Source organism: Demequina phytophila, assembly GCF_000971135.1.
In the GTDB taxonomy this organism is placed as follows: Bacteria; Actinomycetota; Actinomycetes; order Actinomycetales; family Demequinaceae; genus Demequina; species Demequina phytophila.
Window position 1 is genome coordinate 404537 of sequence record NZ_BBLW01000002.1, and the last position, 18992, is coordinate 423528.

The 18992-nt window shown below is 71.8% G+C and carries 17 protein-coding genes; 8 read left to right on the forward strand and 9 right to left on the reverse strand.

Annotated elements, in window-relative coordinates; translation table 11 throughout:
* Positions 1–6: 6 nt before the first annotated feature.
* Positions 7–900: an oxygenase MpaB family protein gene (locus AOM01_RS04625; RefSeq protein WP_228374212.1), complete on the reverse strand. Its 894-nt coding sequence runs from the start codon at positions 898–900 to the stop codon at positions 7–9.
* Between the two features lie 156 nt (positions 901–1056).
* Between AOM01_RS04625 and AOM01_RS04630 the strand changes: the two genes are divergently transcribed.
* From AOM01_RS04630 to AOM01_RS04640, 3 genes are read left to right on the forward strand one after another with little or no spacing between them, the layout of a single operon-like run.
* On the forward strand, positions 1057–2448 hold the full coding sequence (locus AOM01_RS04630) for an O-antigen ligase family protein (RefSeq protein WP_062289619.1): 1392 nt from the start codon (positions 1057–1059) through the stop codon (positions 2446–2448).
* Positions 2449–2494: 46 nt separating this feature from the next.
* Positions 2495–3547, forward strand: a complete 1053-nt coding sequence (locus AOM01_RS04635) for a zinc-dependent alcohol dehydrogenase family protein (RefSeq protein ID WP_062289622.1) — start codon at positions 2495–2497, stop codon at positions 3545–3547.
* Positions 3544–4539, forward strand: coding sequence for a GmrSD restriction endonuclease domain-containing protein (locus AOM01_RS04640; RefSeq protein WP_228374213.1), 996 nt, complete (start codon positions 3544–3546; stop codon positions 4537–4539). Before AOM01_RS04635 ends, AOM01_RS04640 begins: the two co-directional genes overlap by 4 nt.
* On the opposite strand, the gene AOM01_RS04645 is transcribed toward AOM01_RS04640, so the two are convergent.
* Positions 4540–6354 carry an AMP-dependent synthetase/ligase gene (locus AOM01_RS04645; protein ID WP_062289625.1) on the reverse strand — a complete coding sequence of 605 codons (1815 nt, stop codon included), beginning with the start codon at positions 6352–6354 and terminating at the stop codon, positions 4540–4542.
* 263 nt (positions 6355–6617) lie between these two features.
* Between AOM01_RS04645 and AOM01_RS04655 the strand changes: the two genes are divergently transcribed.
* Positions 6618–7313, forward strand: coding sequence for a PadR family transcriptional regulator (locus tag AOM01_RS04655; protein WP_156155824.1), 696 nt, complete (start codon positions 6618–6620; stop codon positions 7311–7313).
* Positions 7314–7335: 22 nt separating this feature from the next.
* Here AOM01_RS04655 and AOM01_RS04660 read toward each other — a convergent pair whose 3' ends face one another.
* The 3 genes from AOM01_RS04660 to map are packed head-to-tail and all read right to left on the reverse strand — an operon-like array spanning position 7336 to position 9661.
* Positions 7336–7959 carry a GNAT family N-acetyltransferase gene (locus AOM01_RS04660; protein ID WP_228374214.1) on the reverse strand — a complete coding sequence of 208 codons (624 nt, stop codon included), beginning with the start codon at positions 7957–7959 and terminating at the stop codon, positions 7336–7338.
* Positions 7956–8783: a polyphosphate--glucose phosphotransferase gene (ppgK, locus tag AOM01_RS04665; protein WP_062289633.1), complete on the reverse strand. Its 828-nt coding sequence runs from the start codon at positions 8781–8783 to the stop codon at positions 7956–7958. Before ppgK ends, AOM01_RS04660 begins: the two co-directional genes overlap by 4 nt.
* The gene (map, locus tag AOM01_RS04670; protein WP_062289636.1) at positions 8780–9661 is read right to left on the reverse strand and encodes a type I methionyl aminopeptidase; all 882 of its coding nucleotides are present in this window, start codon (positions 9659–9661) and stop codon (positions 8780–8782) included. The genes ppgK and map overlap by 4 nt, the downstream gene beginning before the upstream one ends.
* Positions 9662–9692: 31 nt before the next feature.
* Here map and AOM01_RS04675 point away from each other — a divergent pair, with 31 nt between their 5' ends.
* Positions 9693–9893, forward strand: coding sequence for an SPOR domain-containing protein (locus AOM01_RS04675; protein WP_156155825.1), 201 nt, complete (start codon positions 9693–9695; stop codon positions 9891–9893).
* Here the strand turns inward: AOM01_RS04675 and AOM01_RS04680 are convergent.
* From AOM01_RS04680 to AOM01_RS04695, 4 genes are read right to left on the reverse strand one after another with little or no spacing between them, the layout of a single operon-like run.
* The gene (locus AOM01_RS04680) at positions 9890–10351 is read right to left on the reverse strand and encodes a hypothetical protein (RefSeq protein WP_062289642.1); all 462 of its coding nucleotides are present in this window, start codon (positions 10349–10351) and stop codon (positions 9890–9892) included. The genes AOM01_RS04675 and AOM01_RS04680 overlap by 4 nt on opposite strands.
* 10 nt (positions 10352–10361) lie before the next feature.
* A complete protein-coding gene (locus AOM01_RS04685) occupies positions 10362–11213 on the reverse strand; it encodes an NAD-dependent epimerase/dehydratase family protein (protein ID WP_062289645.1) in 852 nt (283 codons plus the stop codon).
* 2 nt (positions 11214–11215) lie between these two features.
* Positions 11216–12022, reverse strand: a complete 807-nt coding sequence (gene panB, locus AOM01_RS04690; protein ID WP_062289648.1) for a 3-methyl-2-oxobutanoate hydroxymethyltransferase — start codon at positions 12020–12022, stop codon at positions 11216–11218.
* Between the two features lie 27 nt (positions 12023–12049).
* On the reverse strand, positions 12050–13690 hold the full coding sequence (locus AOM01_RS04695; RefSeq protein ID WP_062289651.1) for an NAD+ synthase: 1641 nt from the start codon (positions 13688–13690) through the stop codon (positions 12050–12052).
* 74 nt (positions 13691–13764) lie between these two features.
* Here AOM01_RS04695 and AOM01_RS04700 point away from each other — a divergent pair, with 74 nt between their 5' ends.
* From AOM01_RS04700 to AOM01_RS04710, 3 genes are read left to right on the forward strand one after another with little or no spacing between them, the layout of a single operon-like run.
* On the forward strand, positions 13765–15099 hold the full coding sequence (locus tag AOM01_RS04700) for a glutamine synthetase family protein (protein WP_062289943.1): 1335 nt from the start codon (positions 13765–13767) through the stop codon (positions 15097–15099).
* Positions 15100–15109: 10 nt separating this feature from the next.
* A complete protein-coding gene (locus AOM01_RS04705) occupies positions 15110–18109 on the forward strand; it encodes a bifunctional [glutamine synthetase] adenylyltransferase/[glutamine synthetase]-adenylyl-L-tyrosine phosphorylase (protein WP_082109980.1) in 3000 nt (999 codons plus the stop codon).
* Complete coding sequence (locus tag AOM01_RS04710; protein ID WP_156155826.1) at positions 18106–18984, forward strand: hypothetical protein; 879 nt, start codon at positions 18106–18108, stop codon at positions 18982–18984. The genes AOM01_RS04705 and AOM01_RS04710 overlap by 4 nt, the downstream gene beginning before the upstream one ends.
* The last annotated feature ends 8 nt before the right edge of the window (positions 18985–18992 follow it).

Genomic DNA, 18992 nt, shown 5'->3' on the forward strand with positions numbered 1-18992 from the left:
GTCCGCTCAGTCGACGTTGCGGGTGGGCCGCGTGGCCTGCGCGCCCCAGCGGATGCCTCGCGTGACCAGCCCGGCGGCGACCGGTCCGAACGTCCGGCTGGCCCACCGATCGCGACCGAGCGCCGCGCGGGCCCAGTCCGGCAGCAGCGCCACGGCGCCGGACGCCAGCATCCCGTAGGGCAGCGCCATCGCGCGCGACACGGGCGGCTCGCGGAGCAGGAACGCCGCGGCGTCGAGCGCGGCCTCCGTCGCCTCGAGCTCGGGCCGGTACTCATCGATCGCGAGGCGCAGGTCCGCGACTGTCTCGGGCAGGGGCGCGGCACCGAGCCGCGCGCCCACGGTCGCCGCCTGTGCCACGTACTCGTCGCAGGCGGCGGGGGACAGGGGCCGCGCGCCGTAGCGCAGGTGCGCCGCGAGGAACGAGTCGACCTCCGCGACATGCACCCAGCGCAGGAGGTGCGGGTCGCTCGCGCGGTACTCGCGCCCGTCCGGCGCGCGACCGCGGACCCGCTCGTGCACCGCGCGGATCCGGTCCACGGTGTCCTGCGCGTCCTCGACGGTCCCGAACGTGGTGAAGGCCAGGAAGGTGGCCGTCCGCGTGAGGCGCCCCCACGGGTCGCCTCGGTAGCCCGAATGCCCCGCCACCCCCGCCATCGCGAGGGGGTGGAGCGACTGCAGCAGCAGCGCACGGATCCCGCCGACGTACATCGACGCGTCGCCGTGCACCACCCTGATCGCGCTGCCCGGCGGGAACCATCGGGGCCCTGGCGTCTCGTGGACGCGCGCCCGCACGGCGGGGCCGTCGGGCCCTCCGACCTTGGCGAACAGCGCGGCGCCCATGCGCGCTCGCACGCGCTCGACGGGGTTCGCGCGATGCGCGGGATTCGCCGGAGCCGACATGCCGCCAGTATCGCCCGCTCCGGCGGGACCGTGCGCCGGCCAGGTTAGGATGGCGCGCCGGTCTCACTCCGTGGTGAGCAGCACGCGTGGGCGGCATTCGACCCCGCCCTGCCGGCCGCCGACGAGTACCGTCCCTGGTAAGGAGGATCCGACCGGATGCCCAAGCGATCAGTCGCGTCCCTGTACGCGCGCACCACCACCCAGCGCGCACGCGCCTACGTGACCGTGTGGACCGTGGTGCTGCTCTTCTCAGGACAGGGGTTCCGGTACCTCCTCGGCGTGCCGCTCTACAGCGCGCTCGTCGCGCTCACGGTCGCCGCGGTGATCGTCAGCTTCCGCCGCTTCCTCAAGAAGCTGCGCGTCCCGCCCCTCATCGGCACGTTCGTCGCGTTGGCCGCGCTCAGCACCCTGTGGTCCGCGACGCGCGGCGTGACGGCTCTCGCGGCCTCCGTGCTCGCCGTCACCACCTTGGTCGCGGTGCTGATCGCGCGGGGCACCTCGCGCGGCCAGTTCATGGCGTTCCTCTATCGGGGCCTCCAGGTGAGCCTGTTCCTGGGCATCGTGTTCGAGCTGATCGTCGCGTTCGTGGTGCGCGCGGATCTGCCGCCGCTCGCGACCGACCTGTCGAGCATCGCGAAGGTGGATGGCGGCGGCGAACCGATCCTGTGGTCGCGCAACAACCTCCTGGTCGGCGGGCCCATCCAGGGCTTCGTCGGCAACCGCAACCCCTTCGCGGCGATCGCGCTGTTCACCGCGATCGTCGCGGTGATCGTGCTGCTCGAGCGTCGCATCCGGCTGGTTGACGGACTGGTCACCTTGGCCGCGGCGATCGCGGTGCACCTGCTCACGCAGTCCGCGACCGTGACCGTGGCGGCGGCCTATCTCACCGGCCTCACGGTCGCGGCGCTGATCATCCGCCGCGTGAGCGAGCCCTTCAAGCGACGCATCTCCTTCGCGGTGCTCGCCTGCACCGCGATCGTCGCGGTGCTCACCCTCAAGTTCCGCGCGGAGATCTTCGCGATGTTCGATCGCGGCCCCGACGCCACCAACCGCACCATGATCTGGGACCAGGTCGTCAACTTCGCGTGGCAGCGACCCGAGGGCTGGGGCTACGTGGGCTATTGGCCCATCTGGGAGGAGCCCTACGCGACCATCGTCGACAAGGCCGGCGTGGTCGCGGCGCACGCGCACAACGCGTTCCTCGACTCGTGGCTCCAGCTGGGGCTCATCGGCGTGACGCTGCTGCTGGTGATGGTGGTGCTCTCGTTCGGCAGCGCGTGGCGTCTGGTCGAGCGCGCGAGCCGTGGCGACACCTACATCCCGCTCGGGTGGGCGCTGCTCACGGCGGCGCTCGCGCTCCAGGCGCTCACCGAGTCGCGCCTGCTCGTCGAGGGCGGCTGGTTCCTGCTGGTGGTCCTCTACTGCTCCGGACCGGGCGTGTTCACGCTCGCGATCCTGGATCGCGACCTGGTCCGCACCGGTGGCCGCAGCGACGACCCGGCGCACGCCGAGGACCCCGTCTCCGTGCTCACCCGTCCGCCGCTCTAGCGGTGCGCCCCTAGACTCCCGTCAGCACCTGTCCGAAGGAGGACCCATGCGCGCGACCCTCATCCACGGCGAGCGGGACATCCGCGTCGAGGACGTTCCCGACCCCGTCCTGAGCAGCGGCCGCGATGCCGTGGTCCGCGTGGTGGCCGCGTGCGTGTGCGGTTCCGACCTGTGGCCCTACCGTGGGGTGACGGAGACGGCCGCCCCGAAGCGGATCGGCCACGAGTTCGTGGGCGTGGTCGAGCAGGTGGGCGAGGCGGTCGAGACGATCCGGCCCGGCGACTTCGTGATCGCGCCGTTCTACCAGTGCGACAACACGTGTGTGAACTGCCGCAACGGTGCGAGCGTCAGCTGCCAGCACGGCGGCTGGTGGGGGTCCGCGACCGACGAGCTCGGCTTCGCCGACGGCGGCCAGGGCGAGCGCGTCCGCGTCCCGATGGCGGACGGCACCCTGGTCGCGGTGCCGGGCGGCATGCCGGACGATGCGCTGGTTCCGGGCCTCCTGACGCTGTCAGACGTCATGGGCACGGGTCACCACGCGGCCGTCTCCGGCGGCGTCACGGAGGGCTCCACCGTCGCGGTCGTCGGCGACGGCGCGGTGGGGCTGTGCGCGATCATCGCCGCCAAGCGCCTGGGCGCGTCGCGGATCGTCGCGATGTCGCGCCACGCCTCGCGGCAGGCACTCGCGCGCGAGTTCGGCGCCACGGACGTGGTGCCCGAGCGTGGCGAGGAGGGCATCGCGCGCCTCAAGAAGATGTTCGACGGCATCGGTCCGGATGTGGTGCTCGAGTGCGTGGGCACCAAGGAGTCGATGGATCAGGCGCTTCGATCCGCGCGTCCCGGCGGTCAGGTGGGCTTCGTGGGGGTGCCCAACGGCGGCCCGGAGCTCCCGGTGCGGCAGATGTTCAACACCAACGTGGGCGTGCGCGGCGGCGTCGCACCCGTGCGCGGGTACATCGAGGAGCTGCTCCCGGAGGTGCTCGACGGGAGCATCGAGCCCGGCCGCGTGTTCGATCTCGAGCTGCCGCTCGAGGAGGCCGCACAGGCGTACCGCGCCATGGACGAGCGCACGGCGATCAAGGTGATGCTGCGTCCGTGACGCGACCCATGCTCGTCCGCTTCACCGAGTCACCGCTCACGCGGCTCGCGGCCCTCGCGGCGGCGACCCTCGCGCTCGCCGCGTGCTCCACGCCCACGGAGACGTTCGCGCCGGGCGCGCCCGCCGCATCGTCCCCCTCCGCGACCCCCGTCGCGATCGAGGCCGCGCCGTCGGCGAGCCCGGCGTCCTCGGTCGAGCGGCTCGCGCACGGCACGGCGTACGCGGCGCTGCTCGGGCTGGAGGTCAAGGGCCGCGCCCCCAAGACCGGGTACGCGCGCGAGGAGTTCGGCGACGCCTGGTTCGACGTCGACGGCAACGGGTGCGACACCAGGAACGACATGCTGCGGCTGCGGCTCACCCGCCAGGAGCTCGACGGCGTGTGCACGGTGATGTCGGGCAACCTCGCTGACCCGTACACCGGCACGTGGATCCGCTTCGAGCGCGGGGGAGCGTCCGAGGTCGACATCGACCACCTGGTCGCGCTGTCGGACGCGTGGCAGAAGGGCGCCGCCGGCTGGGCGTTCGGGAAGCGCGTCGCCTTCGCCAACGACCCCCTCAACCTCGAGCCGGTGGACGCGGGCGCGAACCGTCAGAAGGGCGACGCCGACGCGGCGACGTGGCTGCCGGCGAACAAGGGGTTCCGGTGCCAGTACGTCGCGCGCCAGGTCGCGGTGAAGGACAAGTACGAGCTCTGGGTCACGCAGGCCGAGCTCGACGCGATGATCCTCGTGCTCGACGCCTGTCCGGACGAGGACCTGCCGGAGGGCGACGCGCCGACGATCGCTGTGAACGCGGGCAAGGCCCCTCCGGCGCCCGCCACGCCGAAGCCGAGCGCGACCGCCGAGCCGGCCGGCGCATCGTCCACCGACCCGCGCTTCGACTACTGCACCGATGCGATCGCGGCCGGCTACGGCCCGTACGTCCGCGGCGAGGACGAGGAGTACGGCTGGTACCGCGACGGCGACTCTGACGGCACCGTCTGCGAGCGCTGATCAGACCTTCGCGTAGATCCCGTCGATCACGTCCGCGAAGTGCGCCTCGACCTGCTTGCGGCGGACCTTGAGCGAGGCGGACATCTCCTCGTACTTCTCGGAGAGCTCGCGGGGGAGGACGCGCCACTCGCGGATGGCCTCCGCGCGGGAGACCAGCAGGTTGGCCTGGTCGATGATGTGCTGGATGTGCTCGCGTACCGTCGCGTGCTGCGCGGCCTCGGCGGCGGACATCGATGGCAGGCCCTTGGACTTCAGCCAGCCGGGCAGCATCGTCTCGTCGAGCGACAGCAGCGCGCCGATGAACGGCTTGCCGTCGCCCACCACCACGACCTCCTGGATGAGCGCGTACGGCCGGATGGCGTCCTCGAGGCTCGCGGGCTGGACGTTCTTGCCGCCCGCGGTCACCAGGATCTCCTTCTTGCGGCCGGTGATGGTGAGGAAGCCGTCGGCGTCGATCGAGCCGAGGTCGCCGGTGTGGAACCAGCCGTCGGTGACCACCTCGGCGGTCGCCTCGGGGTTCTTCCAGTAGCCGACGAACATGTTGGGGCCCTGGGCGAGCACCTCGCCGTCCTCCGCGATGCGGACCGAGCCGCCGGGGTACGGGTAGCCGACGGTGCCGACGCGGACGTCGGTGGGCGGGTTGACCGTCATGGGGCCGGCGAGCTCCGTGGAGCCGTAGCCTTCCATCACCGCGATGCCGAGGCCGCCGTAGAAGTGCGAGACGCGGGGCACCAGGCGGGCGCCGCCGCACACGATGTGACGCAGGTTGCCGCCGAGCGCGGCGCGCACCTTGTTGAGCACGAGGGCGTTCGCGATCGCCATCTGCGCGCGCAGGACGATGCCGTGCCGGCCGCGGCGCACCCGGGCCTCGTCGACCTTGCGGGCCACGAAGGCGCTCCAGCGGAACAGCTTCTGCTTGATGCCGCCGCCGGTGCGCTCGTCGACCACGTTGTAGAAGGTCTCGAGCACGCGCGGCACCGCCATGAGCCAGGTGGGCTTGAACGTGGCGAGGTCGGAGGCGAGGGTCTTGTGGGTGGGCGCGAAGCCGATCACGGCCTCGCACGCCAGCGCGAGGATCTCGATGTGGCGCGCGAGCACGTGTGCCAGCGGCAGGAACAGCAGGATCCTCGCGTCGTTGTGCGCGAGCGTGCCGAACTCCGAGTGGGCGGCGCCGTTGAGCGAGTGCTCGACGAACGCACGGTGGCTGAGCGCGACGCCCTTGGGACGGCCGGTGGTGCCGGACGTGTAGACGATGGTCGCGACGTCGTGCGCGCGGACGTCCGCGGAGGCCGCGAGGAGGGTGGCGTCGTCGACGATCGCGCCGGCCTCCGCCAGCACGTCGAGCGCGGGCTCCTCGGAGCCGTCGATCACCAGGATGCGCGGCGCGGGGGTGAGGTCGTGCGCGGCGGCGGCCATCGCATCGTCCTCCACGATCAGCATCGCGAGCTCCGCGTCCTCCCTGATCCACGCGAGCTGGTGCGCCGACGAGCTCGGGTACACCGGCACCGTGATCGCGCCCGCGGCCTGGATGGCGAAGTCGAGCACCACCCACTCGTAGCGGGTGTTGGCCTGGAGCCCGACGGTCTGCGTCGGTGCGATCCCCATCGCGATCAGGCCCTTCGCGGCGCGGCTCACGTCCTCCTGGAACGTGGCGCGGCTCACCGGCACCCACGCGCCGGTGGCGTCCTTGTACTCGGCGAAGATGCGCTCCGGGTCCTCCGAGACGCGATCGCGCAGCAGCGAGGTGAACGTGTAGTCGGCGGGCTTGTGGACCAGCTGGGGCGTCGTCGACTCAGCGAAGGGGGACTGGCTCATGCCTGCAATCCTAGGCTACGCGACCGTAAGTTACGGGGGCGTAAGTCCCGACACGCAGACACCGCGGGCTCGTTCCGGTCCGCCGGGTGGTTCGTTCCGCACGGTCGGCGGGGCGACACCCCGTGCGCGGGGGGACGATGCAGGGGCCGGGTCGGCGTGGCGCGCTCGGGACCGTGCGCAGCGAAGGATGGACGGGGTTGTCATTGCGCATATCGCGATATATCGTGAGTGGCACACGATAAGACTGAAGAGAGGAGCGAGTCATGAGGCACTCGCATCATCACCCCGGGCCGCGCGGATTCCGCGGCATGAACCCCGGCCCCGCATGGGCCGCCACCCCTGAGCCCGGCGAGCTCCCTGAGTACGGCGCGCGCCGCCGTCGAGGCGGCTTCGGGGACCACGAGGGCCCTGCCGGCTTCGACGGGCCACGCGGCCGCGGTCGTGGCGGACGCCACGGCGGACCGGGCGGACCCGGCCACGGGCCCGACGGTCGCGGTCGCGGCGGGCGAGGCGGCCGTCCCCGCGGCGACGTGCGCGTCGCGATCCTGCTGCTGCTCGCGGACCAGCCTCGCCACGGCTACGACCTCATCAAGGAGATCGAGGAGCGCAGCGGGGGAGCGTGGGTGCCGAGCCCCGGCTCGATCTACCCGACCCTGCAGGTGCTCGAGGACGAGGGCCTCGTCACCGTCGAGCTGGTCGACGGGCGCAAGACCGCGTCGCTCACCGAGTCCGGCGAGGAGTGGGCCGCGGAGCACGCCGTCGAGCTCGACGCGCTGTTCCAGGTCGACGACCGCAAGGAGCAGGCGATCGCGCTGCGTCGTGAGCTGCACGAGCTGCACGAGGCGGTCTCGCACATCGTGCGGCGCTACGACCGGCCCGACGTGGCCGCGAAGGCGACCGCGGTGGTCGCGACGGCGCGGCGCGACCTGTACCGGCTGCTTGCGGAGGACGGGGACTGACCCGACCGTCGCATCGGCCCCCTTAGGGGGTGCCGGCCTCGAGCCGCGGAGCGATCCGCGCCTCGAGGCCGCTGCGCACCGCGGGCCATTCGCGGTCGAGGATCGAGAAGACCACCGTGTCGCGCAGCGTGCCGTCGTGCCAGCGCTGATGCTGGCGCAGCACGCCGTCCTGATGGGCGCCCAGGCGCGCGATCGCGGCGCGTGACTGGTGGTTGTGCCAGTGCGTGCGGAACTCGACAGCGACGCACCGCAGGTCCTCGAACGCCCTGCGGAGCAGCAGCAGCTTCGCTGCGGGGTTGATGCCTGTGCCGTGCGAGGCGCGGCTCAGCCACGTGCTGCCGATCTCGACGCGCCCGTTCGCCGGATCGAGGTTGAGGTACGTCGTCATGCCCACGGCGCGCCCGTTCCGCGCGTCCACGATCGCCCACGGCGCCACACGGCCCTCCCGCTGCGCGGCGAGCCGGGCCTCGATCTCGTCGGCCATGCCCTCGGGCGCCGGGATGCGGGTGTACCAGAGGGTGTGCAGGTCGCCCACGGCGTCCACGAGATCGGGACGATGCGCGGAGGACAGCGGTTCGAGCCGCACCAGGGCGTGGGTCAGGGTGGGGGTCGCGTGCAGGTCCGACGCGGGGGCGTCAGCGGTCACGCGTCCGAGTGCTCCTTCGCCGCCTTCTTCTTCGCGGACTTCTCCGCCGCCTTGGCCTCGTCGCGCTCGTGCTTCATCTCGACCGCGGCGGCGGCCGCCGCGCCGACGATCCCGGCGCCGTTGAGCAGCTCCGCGGGGATGATCGGGGCGCGCAGGCGCAGCTTGGGCAGGAACATGTGGTGCGACTTGGACACGCCGCCGCCCACGATGATGAGGTCCGGCCACAGCAACCGCTCCATCTCGGAGTAGTACTTCTGCAGCTGCTCGATCCACTGGTCCCAGTCGTAGCCGTACCGGTCGCGCGCGGACTCGGCGGCGCGATCCTCGGCGTCGTGACCGTCGATCATGATGTGACCCAGCTCGAGGTTGGGCACCAGAGTGCCGTCCACGATCATCGCCGTGCCGATCCCGGTGCCCAGCGTGGTCATGAGGATCGAACCGCGCCGCCCGTGCGCCGCGCCGAACTTGTACTCGCCGAACCCGGCGGCATCGGCGTCGTTGAGCACATGGACGTCGTGGCCCGCGTAGTCGCGGATGATCGCGCGCAGGTCGGTGCCGATCCAGGAGTCGTCCACGTTGGCGGCCGTCTTGACGATGCCGTGCTGGACCACGCCGGGGAACGCCACCCCGATGGGGACCTTCTTCGACGGGTTGAACTTCGCGATCACCTTCGCGACGGTGCGCGCGATCGCGTCCGGCGTCGACGGCTGTGGGGTGGGGATCCGGTAGCGGTCCTCGGTGAACTTTCCGGTCTTGAGGTTGACGGGCGCGGCCTTGATGCCGGTGCCGCCGATATCGACTCCGATGGCGATGTTCTTGCTCATGGCAGCGTGAGGACCTCCGGTCCGGTCTCCGTGATGACGATGGTGTGCTCGAACTGCGCGACCCACGAGCGGTCGTCGGTGACCACGGTCCAGCCGTCGTCCCACTCGTGGTTCTCCTCCGAGCCCATGCACAGCATCGGCTCGACGGTGAAGACCATGCCCACCTCGATGACGTCCGCGTGGTGCGGCGCCGCGTCGTAGTGGGGGATGACCAGGCCCGTGTGGAACGCGGGTCCCACGCCGTGGCCGGTGTAGCTGCGCACGGACTCGAAGCCGTGGCGCGCGGCGTACTTCTCGATCACGCGGCCGATCACGTTGACCTCGCGGCCCGGCTGCGCGGCCTTGATGCCGCGCATCATCGCCTCGTGTGTGGTCGAGACCAGCTTCTGCGCCCCGTCGGAGCCCTCGCCCGCGATGAACGAGCCGCAGTTGTCGCCGTGGACTCCGTCCTTGAAGGCCGTGATGTCGACCTTGACGATGTCGCCCTCCTCGATCACGGTCGAGTCGGGGATGCCGTGGCAGATGACCTCGTTGACGGAGGTGCACAGGGCCTTGGGGAACGCCGGGCGGCCGGCCGCGCCCGGGTATCCGAGGGTCGAAGGATAGGCGCCGTGGTCGAGCACGAACTCGTGGCCGATCCGGTCCAGCTCGTCGGTGGTGACGCCCGGCGCCACGTGCCGACCGACCTCGGCGAGCGCCTGCGCCGCGATGCGCGCGCTGATGCGGATCTTCTCGATGGTCTCGGCGCTGTGGACGTCGCCGCCGGTCCACAGCGACGCGCGCTTCTTGCCCACGTACTCGGGCCGCGCGATCGACGCGGGGACCTGGCGGACGGGGGACACGACGCCCTTGGTGATGCTCTCGCGTACGGGGCTCATGCCTGGCAGTCTATTCACGGAGGCGATGCCGATGTCACCCGAGAGCGACCACCCGGTCGAGTACTTCTACAACACGAAGACCAGGATGGTGGAGAAGGGGCGTCAGAGCTCCTGGGAGCACCTCATGGGACCGTATGCGACGCGCGAGGAGGCGGCGGGCGCGCTCGAGATCGCGAAGCACCGCAACGACGCGTGGGAGGACGACGACCGCTGGGACGACGACCGGGGCTAGTCGGTCGCGCCGTGCGCGACGACGGGACGATGCGCGTCCCAGGCGACCACGAAGCCCACCAGCGACGCCCCGGCGTGGACCAGCACGAGCACCAGCGCGAGCACATAGCCCAGGTGGGCGAGGCCGGCCTCGGGGAAGTCCCGCGCGAGGGCGACGATCGCGCTCACCAGCTCGACGGCAGCCGCCACGAGCCCCGCTCGCGCGCTGCGCACGGTCGCGTGCCGGCCGGCCGCGACGACGGTGAGCACCACCGCCGTCCCGAACGCCGCGAACAGCGCCACGAGCCACGGCATCGCGCCCTCGATGCCCTCCGACGTGCCGAGCCATCCCTGCCCGCGCGCCTCGGAGAAGGCCCGAACACCTTGCGCGGCCAGCACCCACAGTGCCGCTCCGGCGCCCGCCGCGACCCACGCGAAGGCGCGTACTCCACGCCCGGTGACCGCCGCATCGTCCCCCATAGCAGGGACGTTACACGTGGTGCCGCCAGGAGTGCTGGGGCTCGTAGCCGAGGAGGCGGCGTGCCTTGTCGATCCCGAGCAGCGTCTCGTGCTCCGCGAGCTCCTTGACAACGGGAACGCCGGGGAACTCGGCGGCCGCAAGGTCGGCGGAGGAGCGAGACATCACCGTGTCGGCGTTGGCGACGATGAAGCGGTCGAAGCCGCGGGGCTCGTAGTCGAGCGCGCGCACCACCGCCTGGGCGCCGTCGCGCCCGTCGATGTAGCCCCACAGGTTCCAGCGGCGCAGAGTCGGATCCGCGTCGAATGCCGGGAACGCGGCGTAGTCCTCGACGTCCATGACGTTGGAGAAGCGCAGCGCGATGATCTTGAGCGCCGGGTCCCACCGGCACAGCTGGATCGCCATCTGCTCCTCGAGGTGCTTCACGAGGGAGTAGTTCGACTCGGGGCGGGCGTCGTACTCCTCGTCGACGGGGATGTACGGCGGGGGAGTCTCGAACGGCAGGCCCAGCACCGTCTCGGAGGAGGCGTAGACGACGTTCGTGATGCCTGCGCGGCGGGCGCCCTGGAAGACGTTGAACGTCGCGAGCATGTTGTTCTGGAACGTCGCCGTGTCCGTCATCTGGCCCGGCGCGGGGATCGCCGCGAGGTGGACCACCGCGTCGACGTCGCCGTAGCGGTCCTGGACGCCGAACATCGCGTCCATCGCCTGGCCCGCATCGGCGAGGTCGATGCGCGTGTAGTCCATCGCGGGGGCGATCGGCTTGGCGTCGAGCCGGTGGACCTGGTGGCCGTCCTCGCGCAGGCGCGCGACCACGTGGAGGCCCAGCTTGCCCTCGGAGCCGGTGACGATGATGGAGGACATCTTCAGCTCTCGAACGTGTGCTCGGCGGCGGGGAAGGTCACGGCCTTGACCTCGTCGACGTAGGCGGCGGAGGCGTCGATCATCGCCTGGCCCACGGCGCCGAACTGCTTGGAGAAGCGGGGGTGCCACTCGCCCACGCCTGCCATGTCGAGCCAGACGAGCACCTGGCCGTCCGTGTCGGGGCCCGCGCCGATCCCGATGGTGGGGATGTCGAGTGCCTCGGTGACGGCCTTCGCGGCGGGCGCGATCACCATCTCGAGCACCACCGCGAACGCGCCGGCCTCCTGGAGGGCGAGCGCGTCGGCCACGAGCTCCTCGATGCCGTGCTCGCCGCGGCCCTGGATGCGGCGGCCGCCCAGCGCGTTCTCGCTCTGGGGCGTGAAGCCCAGGTGGCCGCAGAACGGGATGCCGGCGTCCGTCACGGCCTTGACCTGGCGGGCGATGCGGCGGCCGCCCTCGAACTTGATGGCCTGCGCGCCCGAGAGCTTCATCATGCGGATCGAGGACTCGACCGCCTGCTCGGGGGAGACCTCGTACGAGCCGAACGGCAGGTCCGCGACCACGAACGCGTGCTCGGCGCCGCGGGCGACGGCGCGGGCGAACGGGATCATCTCGTCGAGGGTGAGCGGGACGGTCGACTCCATGCCGAGCATGTTGTCGCCCAGGGAGTCCCCGACCAGGAGCATGTCCGCGCCGCCGGCGTCGAACGCGCGCGCGGTGGGGAAGTCGTAGGCGGTGAGCATGGCGATCTTCTCGCCGCGCTGCTTCATCTCCTTGAAGTGGTGGATCCGGACCTTCTTGCGAGTCATGGCTTCACCTTCTCACGAGGTACCGGGTCAGACCTCGCGCCAGCGGGACGTGATGGGGAGGCGGCGGTCGCGACCGAATGCCAGGGCCGTCACCTTGGGGCCCGGCGGGTACTGGCGACGCTTCCACTCGGCGCGGTCGACCAGGGACAGCACCTTGTCGACCACGGCCGGGTCGAAGCCGCGTGCCAGCAGCTCCTCGCGGCCCTCGGCGTGCTCGACGTACGCGTCGAGGACCTCGTCGAGCAGCTCGTAGGGAGGCAGGGAGTCCTGGTCCGTCTGGCCGGGTCGCAGCTCCGCGGACGGCGGCTTGGTGATCGAGCTCTCCGGGATGGGCGCGACCTCGCCGCGCGACTCCGCGTACGCGTTGCGCCAGCGCGCGAGCTGCCACACGCGCGTCTTGTCGAGGTCCTTGAGCGGCGCGAAGCCGCCGATCGACCCCGCGTCGTAGATGGTGGCGTATCCCGTCGCGAGCTCCGACTTGTTGCCCGGCGCGATCACCAGGTGGCCCTCGCGGTTGGAGATGCCCATGAGGATGACGCCGCGCAGGCGCGCCTGGAGGTTCTCCTCGGCGACGCCGGTGAGCGCGAGCTGGTCCTGGAACGCGCCGACGAGCCGAGCGATGGGTTCCACCCGGTAGTCCGCGCCGATGCGCTTGGCGAGGTCCGCCGCATCGTCCTTCGAGTGATCCGAGGAGAACTCGGACGGCATGGACACGCCCACGACGTTCTCGCCGCCGATCGCGTCCGCCGCGATCGCGGCGGTGAGCGCGGAGTCGATGCCGCCGGACATGCCGAGGATCACGGAGCGGAAGCCGTTCTTCAGGACGTAGTCGCGCAGGCCGGTGACGCAGGCCCAGTAGGCCTGCTCGTCGGCGGACTCGTGCGGGGCGAGGCCCGCGACCGGCGCATCGTCCCCGACCGGGGGCACGTCCCACACCATCAGGGCGTCGGTGAAGCCCGGCGCGGCCGCCACGATCTCGCCCGTCGCGGACACGATGAACGAGTGACCGTCGAACACGAGGTCGTCCTGCCCACCCCACAGGTTGACGTACGCCACCGGCGCACCCACCTCGGCGGCCCTCCTCGCGGCGAGCTCGACGCGGGTGTGGCCCTTGCCCTCCTCGAACGGCGACCCGTTGAGCACCAGCAGGACGCGCAGGCCCTGGTCCGCGAGCTGGGCGACGGTGCCGCCGTCCTGCCAGATGTCCTCGCAGATCGCTACGCCCACGGGGGACGATGCCACCGTCACCACGCAGGGGTCCTCGCCTGCCGCGAAGATGCGGCGCTCGTCGAACACGCCGTAGTTGGGCAGGTGGTGCTTGTTGTAGCGCGCCTGGACCGCGCCGCCGGAGAGCACCACGGCCTGGTTGAAGGGGCGGCCCGCGCGGGAGACGCCGAGGGTGCCGAGCACCGCCGTGAGGTCGCCCAGGCCCTCCGCGGCGAGCGTCGCGGCGATCTCCTCGACGGAGCGCGCGGCGGCACGCTGGAAGCTCTCCCGCAGCGCGAGGTCCTCGATGGGGTATCCCGTGGTGGTCATCTCGGGGAACACCACGACATGCGCTCCGAGCGCCGCCGCCGCGCGGCAGCGGTCGAGGATCAGCGCGGCGTTACCAGCGATGTCGCCCACGCAGGTGTTGATCTGGGCGAGGGCGATGCGGAGGTCGGACATGGGTCAAGCGTAGGGCGCGCGGCGCGCCCGACCGGGACACACGTTCGTCACACGGATGGGGCAAGATGGGCGCCATGGACAAGCAGCAGGAATTCGTGCTCCGCACCGTCGAGGAGCGTGACATCCGCTTCATCAGGCTCTGGTTCACCGACGTGCTGGGGATCCTCAAGTCGGTGGCGATCGCGCCGGCGGAGCTCGAGAACGCGTTCGCCGAGGGCATCGGCTTCGACGGGTCGGCCGTCGAGGGCCTCACCCGCGTGTACGAGGCGGACATGGTCGCGAAGCCGGACCCGGCGACGTTCCAGATCCTGCCGTGGCGCGGCGAGCGCCAGGGCGCGGCGCGCATGTTCTGCGACATCTTCACGCCGGACGGCGAGCCCGCGCTGTCGGACCCGCGCCAGGTGCTCAAGCGCACGCTCGACAAGGCGTCCGCGCAGGGGTTCAGCTTCTACACCCACCCCGAGATCGAGTTCTACCTGTTCAAGCAGTTCGAGCGCGGCCAGCAGCCCGTGCCCGTGGACCGCGCCGGGTACTTCGACAACGTGCCCCGCGGCACCGCGCACAACTTCCGCCGCGAGGCGATCACCATGCTCGAGAACATGGGCATCTCGGTGGAGTTCAGCCACCACGAGGCCGGCCCGGGTCAGAACGAGATCGACCTGCGGTACGCGGACGCGCTCACCACCGCGGACAACGTCATGACGTTCCGCACGGTCATCAAGGAGGTCGCGCTCGAGCAGGGCGTGTTCGCCTCCTTCATGCCCAAGCCGTTGTTCGAGTCCCCGGGCTCCGGCATGCACACGCACCTCAGCCTGTTCGAGGGGGACCGCAATGCGTTCTTCGAGGCGGGTGCGGACCACGGGCTGTCGCTGGTCGCGCGTCAGTTCATGGCGGGTCTCCTGCGCCACGCGCCGGAGATCACGGCGATCACCAACCAGTACGTCAACTCGTACAAGCGGCTGTGGGGCGGCGCCGAGGCGCCGTCGTACGTGTGCTGGGGCTCGAACAACCGCTCCGCGCTGGTCCGAGTCCCGCTGCACAAGCCGGGCAAGGGCCAGTCGACCCGCGTCGAGTACCGCGCGATGGACTCGGCCGCGAACCCTTACCTCGCGTTCGCGGTGCTGCTCGCGGCCGGCATGAAGGGCATCGAGGAGGGTCTCGAGCTGCCCGAGGGCGCGGAGGACGACGTCTGGGAGCTGTCCAACGCGGAGCGTCGGGCCATGGGCTTCGAGCCGCTGCCGACGTCGCTCGCGGAGGCCATCGCGGAGATGGAGCGCTCGGAGCTGGTCGCGGAGACGCTGGGTGAGCGCGTGTTCGACTTCGTGCTCCGCAACAAGCGTGCCGAGTGGGAGGCGTACCGCGCCCAGGTCACACCGTACGAGCTCGACACCTACCTCTCCGTCCTCTAGGGGAGGCGCGTTGAGCGCACGCGAGGTCTCCTTCACCACGCTGCTGCGGCGCGCGGGTGCGGCCGACCCCGCCCGTGCCGCCGGCCTGGTCGAGGAGATCCAGACCGCGGCGGGTGTCACGCTCGAGGACCCGGCCACGCTGGTCTCCTACCTGGCGGATCCCGACGCGGGCCTGCTGCAGCTGCTGCGCCTGGTCGAGTCCGCGCGCGACGCGGGTCACCTCGAGACGCTGCGCCGGCTCGCGACCATGCGTGCCGGCGCCAAGCTGGGCGTGCTGCTGGGCGGGTCGCTCGCGCTGGGCGACTTCCTCATCCGACATCCCGAGTTCATCGCGGACTTCACCGAGTGGCCCGAGGACGAGCCGTTCTCGGTGGTCGACGTCCGCGCCGTCCTCCTCGAAGCGGTGGGTGCGGATCCGGCGGACGATGCCCCGGTCGCCGCCATCGGCGGCGCCGAGGGCATCGCGGCGATGAGGGTGGCGTACAGGCGCGCGCTGATGAGGGTCGCGGCGGAGGACCTCTACACGGACGCGGCGCCGACACTGATGCCGGCGGTCGGGGCGGCGCTCGCGGACCTCGCGGGGGCCGCGCTCGAGGCCGGCCTCGCGATCGCGCGCCACGACCAGCCCGACCACGCCGCGACCCGCCTCGCGATCATCGCGATGGGCAAGTGCGGCGCGCGCGAGCTCAACTACGTGTCGGACGTCGACGTGATCTATGTCGCCGAGCCCGCCGAGGGCGTCGAGGACGCCCGCTCGCTCCAGGTGGCGACGCGTCTCGCCGTCGCGGCGGCGAAGGCATGCGGCGGGATGGGCGTCGAGCCGGCGCTGTGGGAGGTGGACCCGAACCTGCGTCCCGAGGGGCGGGACGGTCCGCTCGTACGGAACCTGGCCTCGCATCGTGCCTACTACGACCGGTGGGCGGAGACCTGGGAGTTCCAGGCGCTGCTCAAGGCGCGCCCGGTTGCCGGCGATCCCGCGCTCGGGGCGGCTTACGTCGACGCGCTGTGGCCCTTGGTGTGGAGCGCCGTCGAGCGGCCCGGATTCGTCGAGTCCGCGCAGGCGATGCGCCGCCGCGTCGAGCAGCACGTGCCCGCTGCGGAGGCCGACCGTCAGATCAAGCTGGGCCCGGGCGGGCTGCGCGACGTCGAGTTCACCATCCAGCTGCTGCAGCTGGTGCACGGCCGCTCCGACGAGTCGTTGCGGGTGCGCGGCACGCTCGACGCGCTCGCACGGCTGCGCACCGCCGGATACGTGGGCCGGCCGCAGGCGGCCACCATGGACCGTTCGTACCGGCAGTTGCGCGTGTGGGAGCACCGGTTGCAGCTGCGCAAGCTCACACGGACGCACCTCATGCCCGACGACGACCAGGCGCGTCGCGTGCTCGCGCGCGCGTCCGGCTTCGCGACGGTCGGGTACATGGACGAGGTGTGGACGGACATCCGCCGCGACGTGCGCGCGATGCACCTCGAGATGTTCTACCGGCCCATCCTCCCCGTCGTCGCGCGCCTCAGCGCGGACGAGGCGAGCCTCGGCGACGCGGCGGCCAAGGCGCGCCTCGCGGCCGTGGGCTACGTGGACCCGGCCGGTGCGTACCGGCACATCCAGGCGCTGACCGAGGGCGTGTCGCGCTCCGCGGCCATCCAGCGGCAGCTCATGCCCGCGATGATCGGCTGGTTCGCGCAGGGCGCCGACCCGGACGCCGGGCTGCTCGCCTTCCGGCAGCTCTCCGAGCAGCTGTCGCGCACGCAGTGGTATCTCAAGCTGCTGCGCGACTCGGGGACCGCGGCGGAGCGGCTCGCGCGGCTCTTGTCGACGTCGGCATATGTCTCCAAGGCGCTGCTGGCCTCGGGCGAGGCGGTGACCTGGCTCGACCGCGACGAGGACCTGGCGCCCCGCGACTACGCCCGGCTGTGGGGCGAGGCGGACGCCGTGCTGCGCCGCTCCAACGACCCGCCGCAGGCGATCACCGCGCTGCGGGGCCTGCGGCGACGCGAGCTGTCCCGCGTGGCCGCCGCTGACGTGCTGGGCATGATCAACGCGTCCCGGGCCGCCGTGGCCGTGTCTCACAGCGCGGACATGCTCATCGAGGGGGCGCTGCGCATCGCGCGTCACACCGTGTGCGAGGCGCGAGGGTTGTCCGAGCTGCCCATCAGGTTCGCGGTCATCGCGATGGGCCGCTACGGCGGTCTCGAGATGGGCTACCAGTCGGACGCGGACGTGCAGTTCGTGTGGGACGGCGATGCGCCCGACGGGCAGGCGATCGCGGTCGCGCTCGCCCAGGAGCTGCGGTCGCTGCTGCAGAAGGTCGGGCCGCAGCCGCCTCTGGCGATCGACGCCGACCTGCGTCCGGAGGGCCGCAACGGGCCGCTCGCCCGCTCGCTCGCCTCGTGCCGCGAGTACTACGGGCGCTGGTCCGACGCGTGGGAGGCGCAGGCGCTGCTGCGCGCGCGTCCGTGCGCGGGTGATGTCGAGCTCCGCGAGGCTTTCGTGGAGATGATCGACCGGGTCCGCTATCCGGAGGTGCTGCCGGCGGGCGCGCTTAAGCAGATGCGCCTGCTCAAGGCGCGCATGGAGGCCGAGCGGCTGCCGCGCGGGATCGACCCGCGTCGGCACCTCAAGCTGGGGCCCGGCGGGCTGTCGGACGTCGAGTGGGTGGTGCAGCTCACCCAGCTGCGCCACGGCCGCCGGTACCCGGAGCTGCGCACCACCGTCACCCTCGACGCGCTGGCCGCCGCCGCCGAGCTTGACCTCATCGCGCGGCCCGACGCGACCATGTTGCGGTCCGCGTGGGTGCTCGCGACGGACCTGCGTGGGGCTCTCGCGCTGCGCGGCAACGCGAAGGACACGGACGTGCTGCCCGCCGACATCCGCGAGCTCGGGGTGCTTGCCGAGATCCTGGGCACGTCGCTCACGGGTTCCCAGCTCGACGAGAAGTACTCGCGCAACTCGCGCCGCGCCCGCGGCGTGACCGAGCGGCTGTTCTTCGGGTGGGAGGAGGACTCCCGATGAGGGCTCTGCGAACCGTGCTCTCGGCGCTGCTCATCCTGGTGGGCGCGTCCCTGATCGCCGCGTGGGCGGTGAGCGGCGTGGTGGTGCGCGCGGTCGAGGACGGCACCGCGGTCCACGCGATCGCGGAGCGCGCGCTCGAGGACCAGGCGATCGTCGACGCGATCGGTACGGCGATCGCGGACGCCACGCTCGACGCCCTTGCCGAGGCCGGCTACGACCTCGGATTCCTCGGCCTCGACGACGTGGTGCGGGGCGCCATCGAGAATGCGGCCCGCTCGGACGACTTCGCCGACGCCCTGCTCGCGCAGGTGGACGATGCACGGGCGCAGTTCTCCTCCCACGTCACCGAGGAGGAGCGAGCGCCCGCGCCGCTCGTCATCGAGGTCGACCCGTCGCAGTACGTGAACGCGAGGATCGACGACATCCCGGTGGTGGGGGAGCGGGCGCCCGACGTCGCCCTCCAGCCGGTGCCGGTCGAGGTGATGAGCGCGTCGGACTTCGAGGACGTGCGGACCGGGTACCGCGCCGTCGAGACCGCGGCGCAGTGGGCGTTGTGGGCCGGCCTCGCCGCGATCGCGCTCGGGCTGGTGGTCACGCACCGGACCCGATGGTTCATGGTGAAGGCCGGCGCCGCCGTGGCGGTGGTCGCGGGCGGACTGTGGCTGGTGCTGCGGTGGTGGGGGGTCGACGCGATCGTCGCCACGCTCCCCGGTGGCGCGGACGGGAGCGCCGGGACCGCATTTGCGCGCATCGTCACGGAGGACACGGTGGCGGCGCTGTCCGAGAGGCTCGGCGTGATCGCGGCGGTCGGGTTCGCCGTCGCGGCGGTGTTCCTGGTGGTCGCGCTGCTGACGCGGCCGCGCGCAGCCGCGTGAGCAGGTCG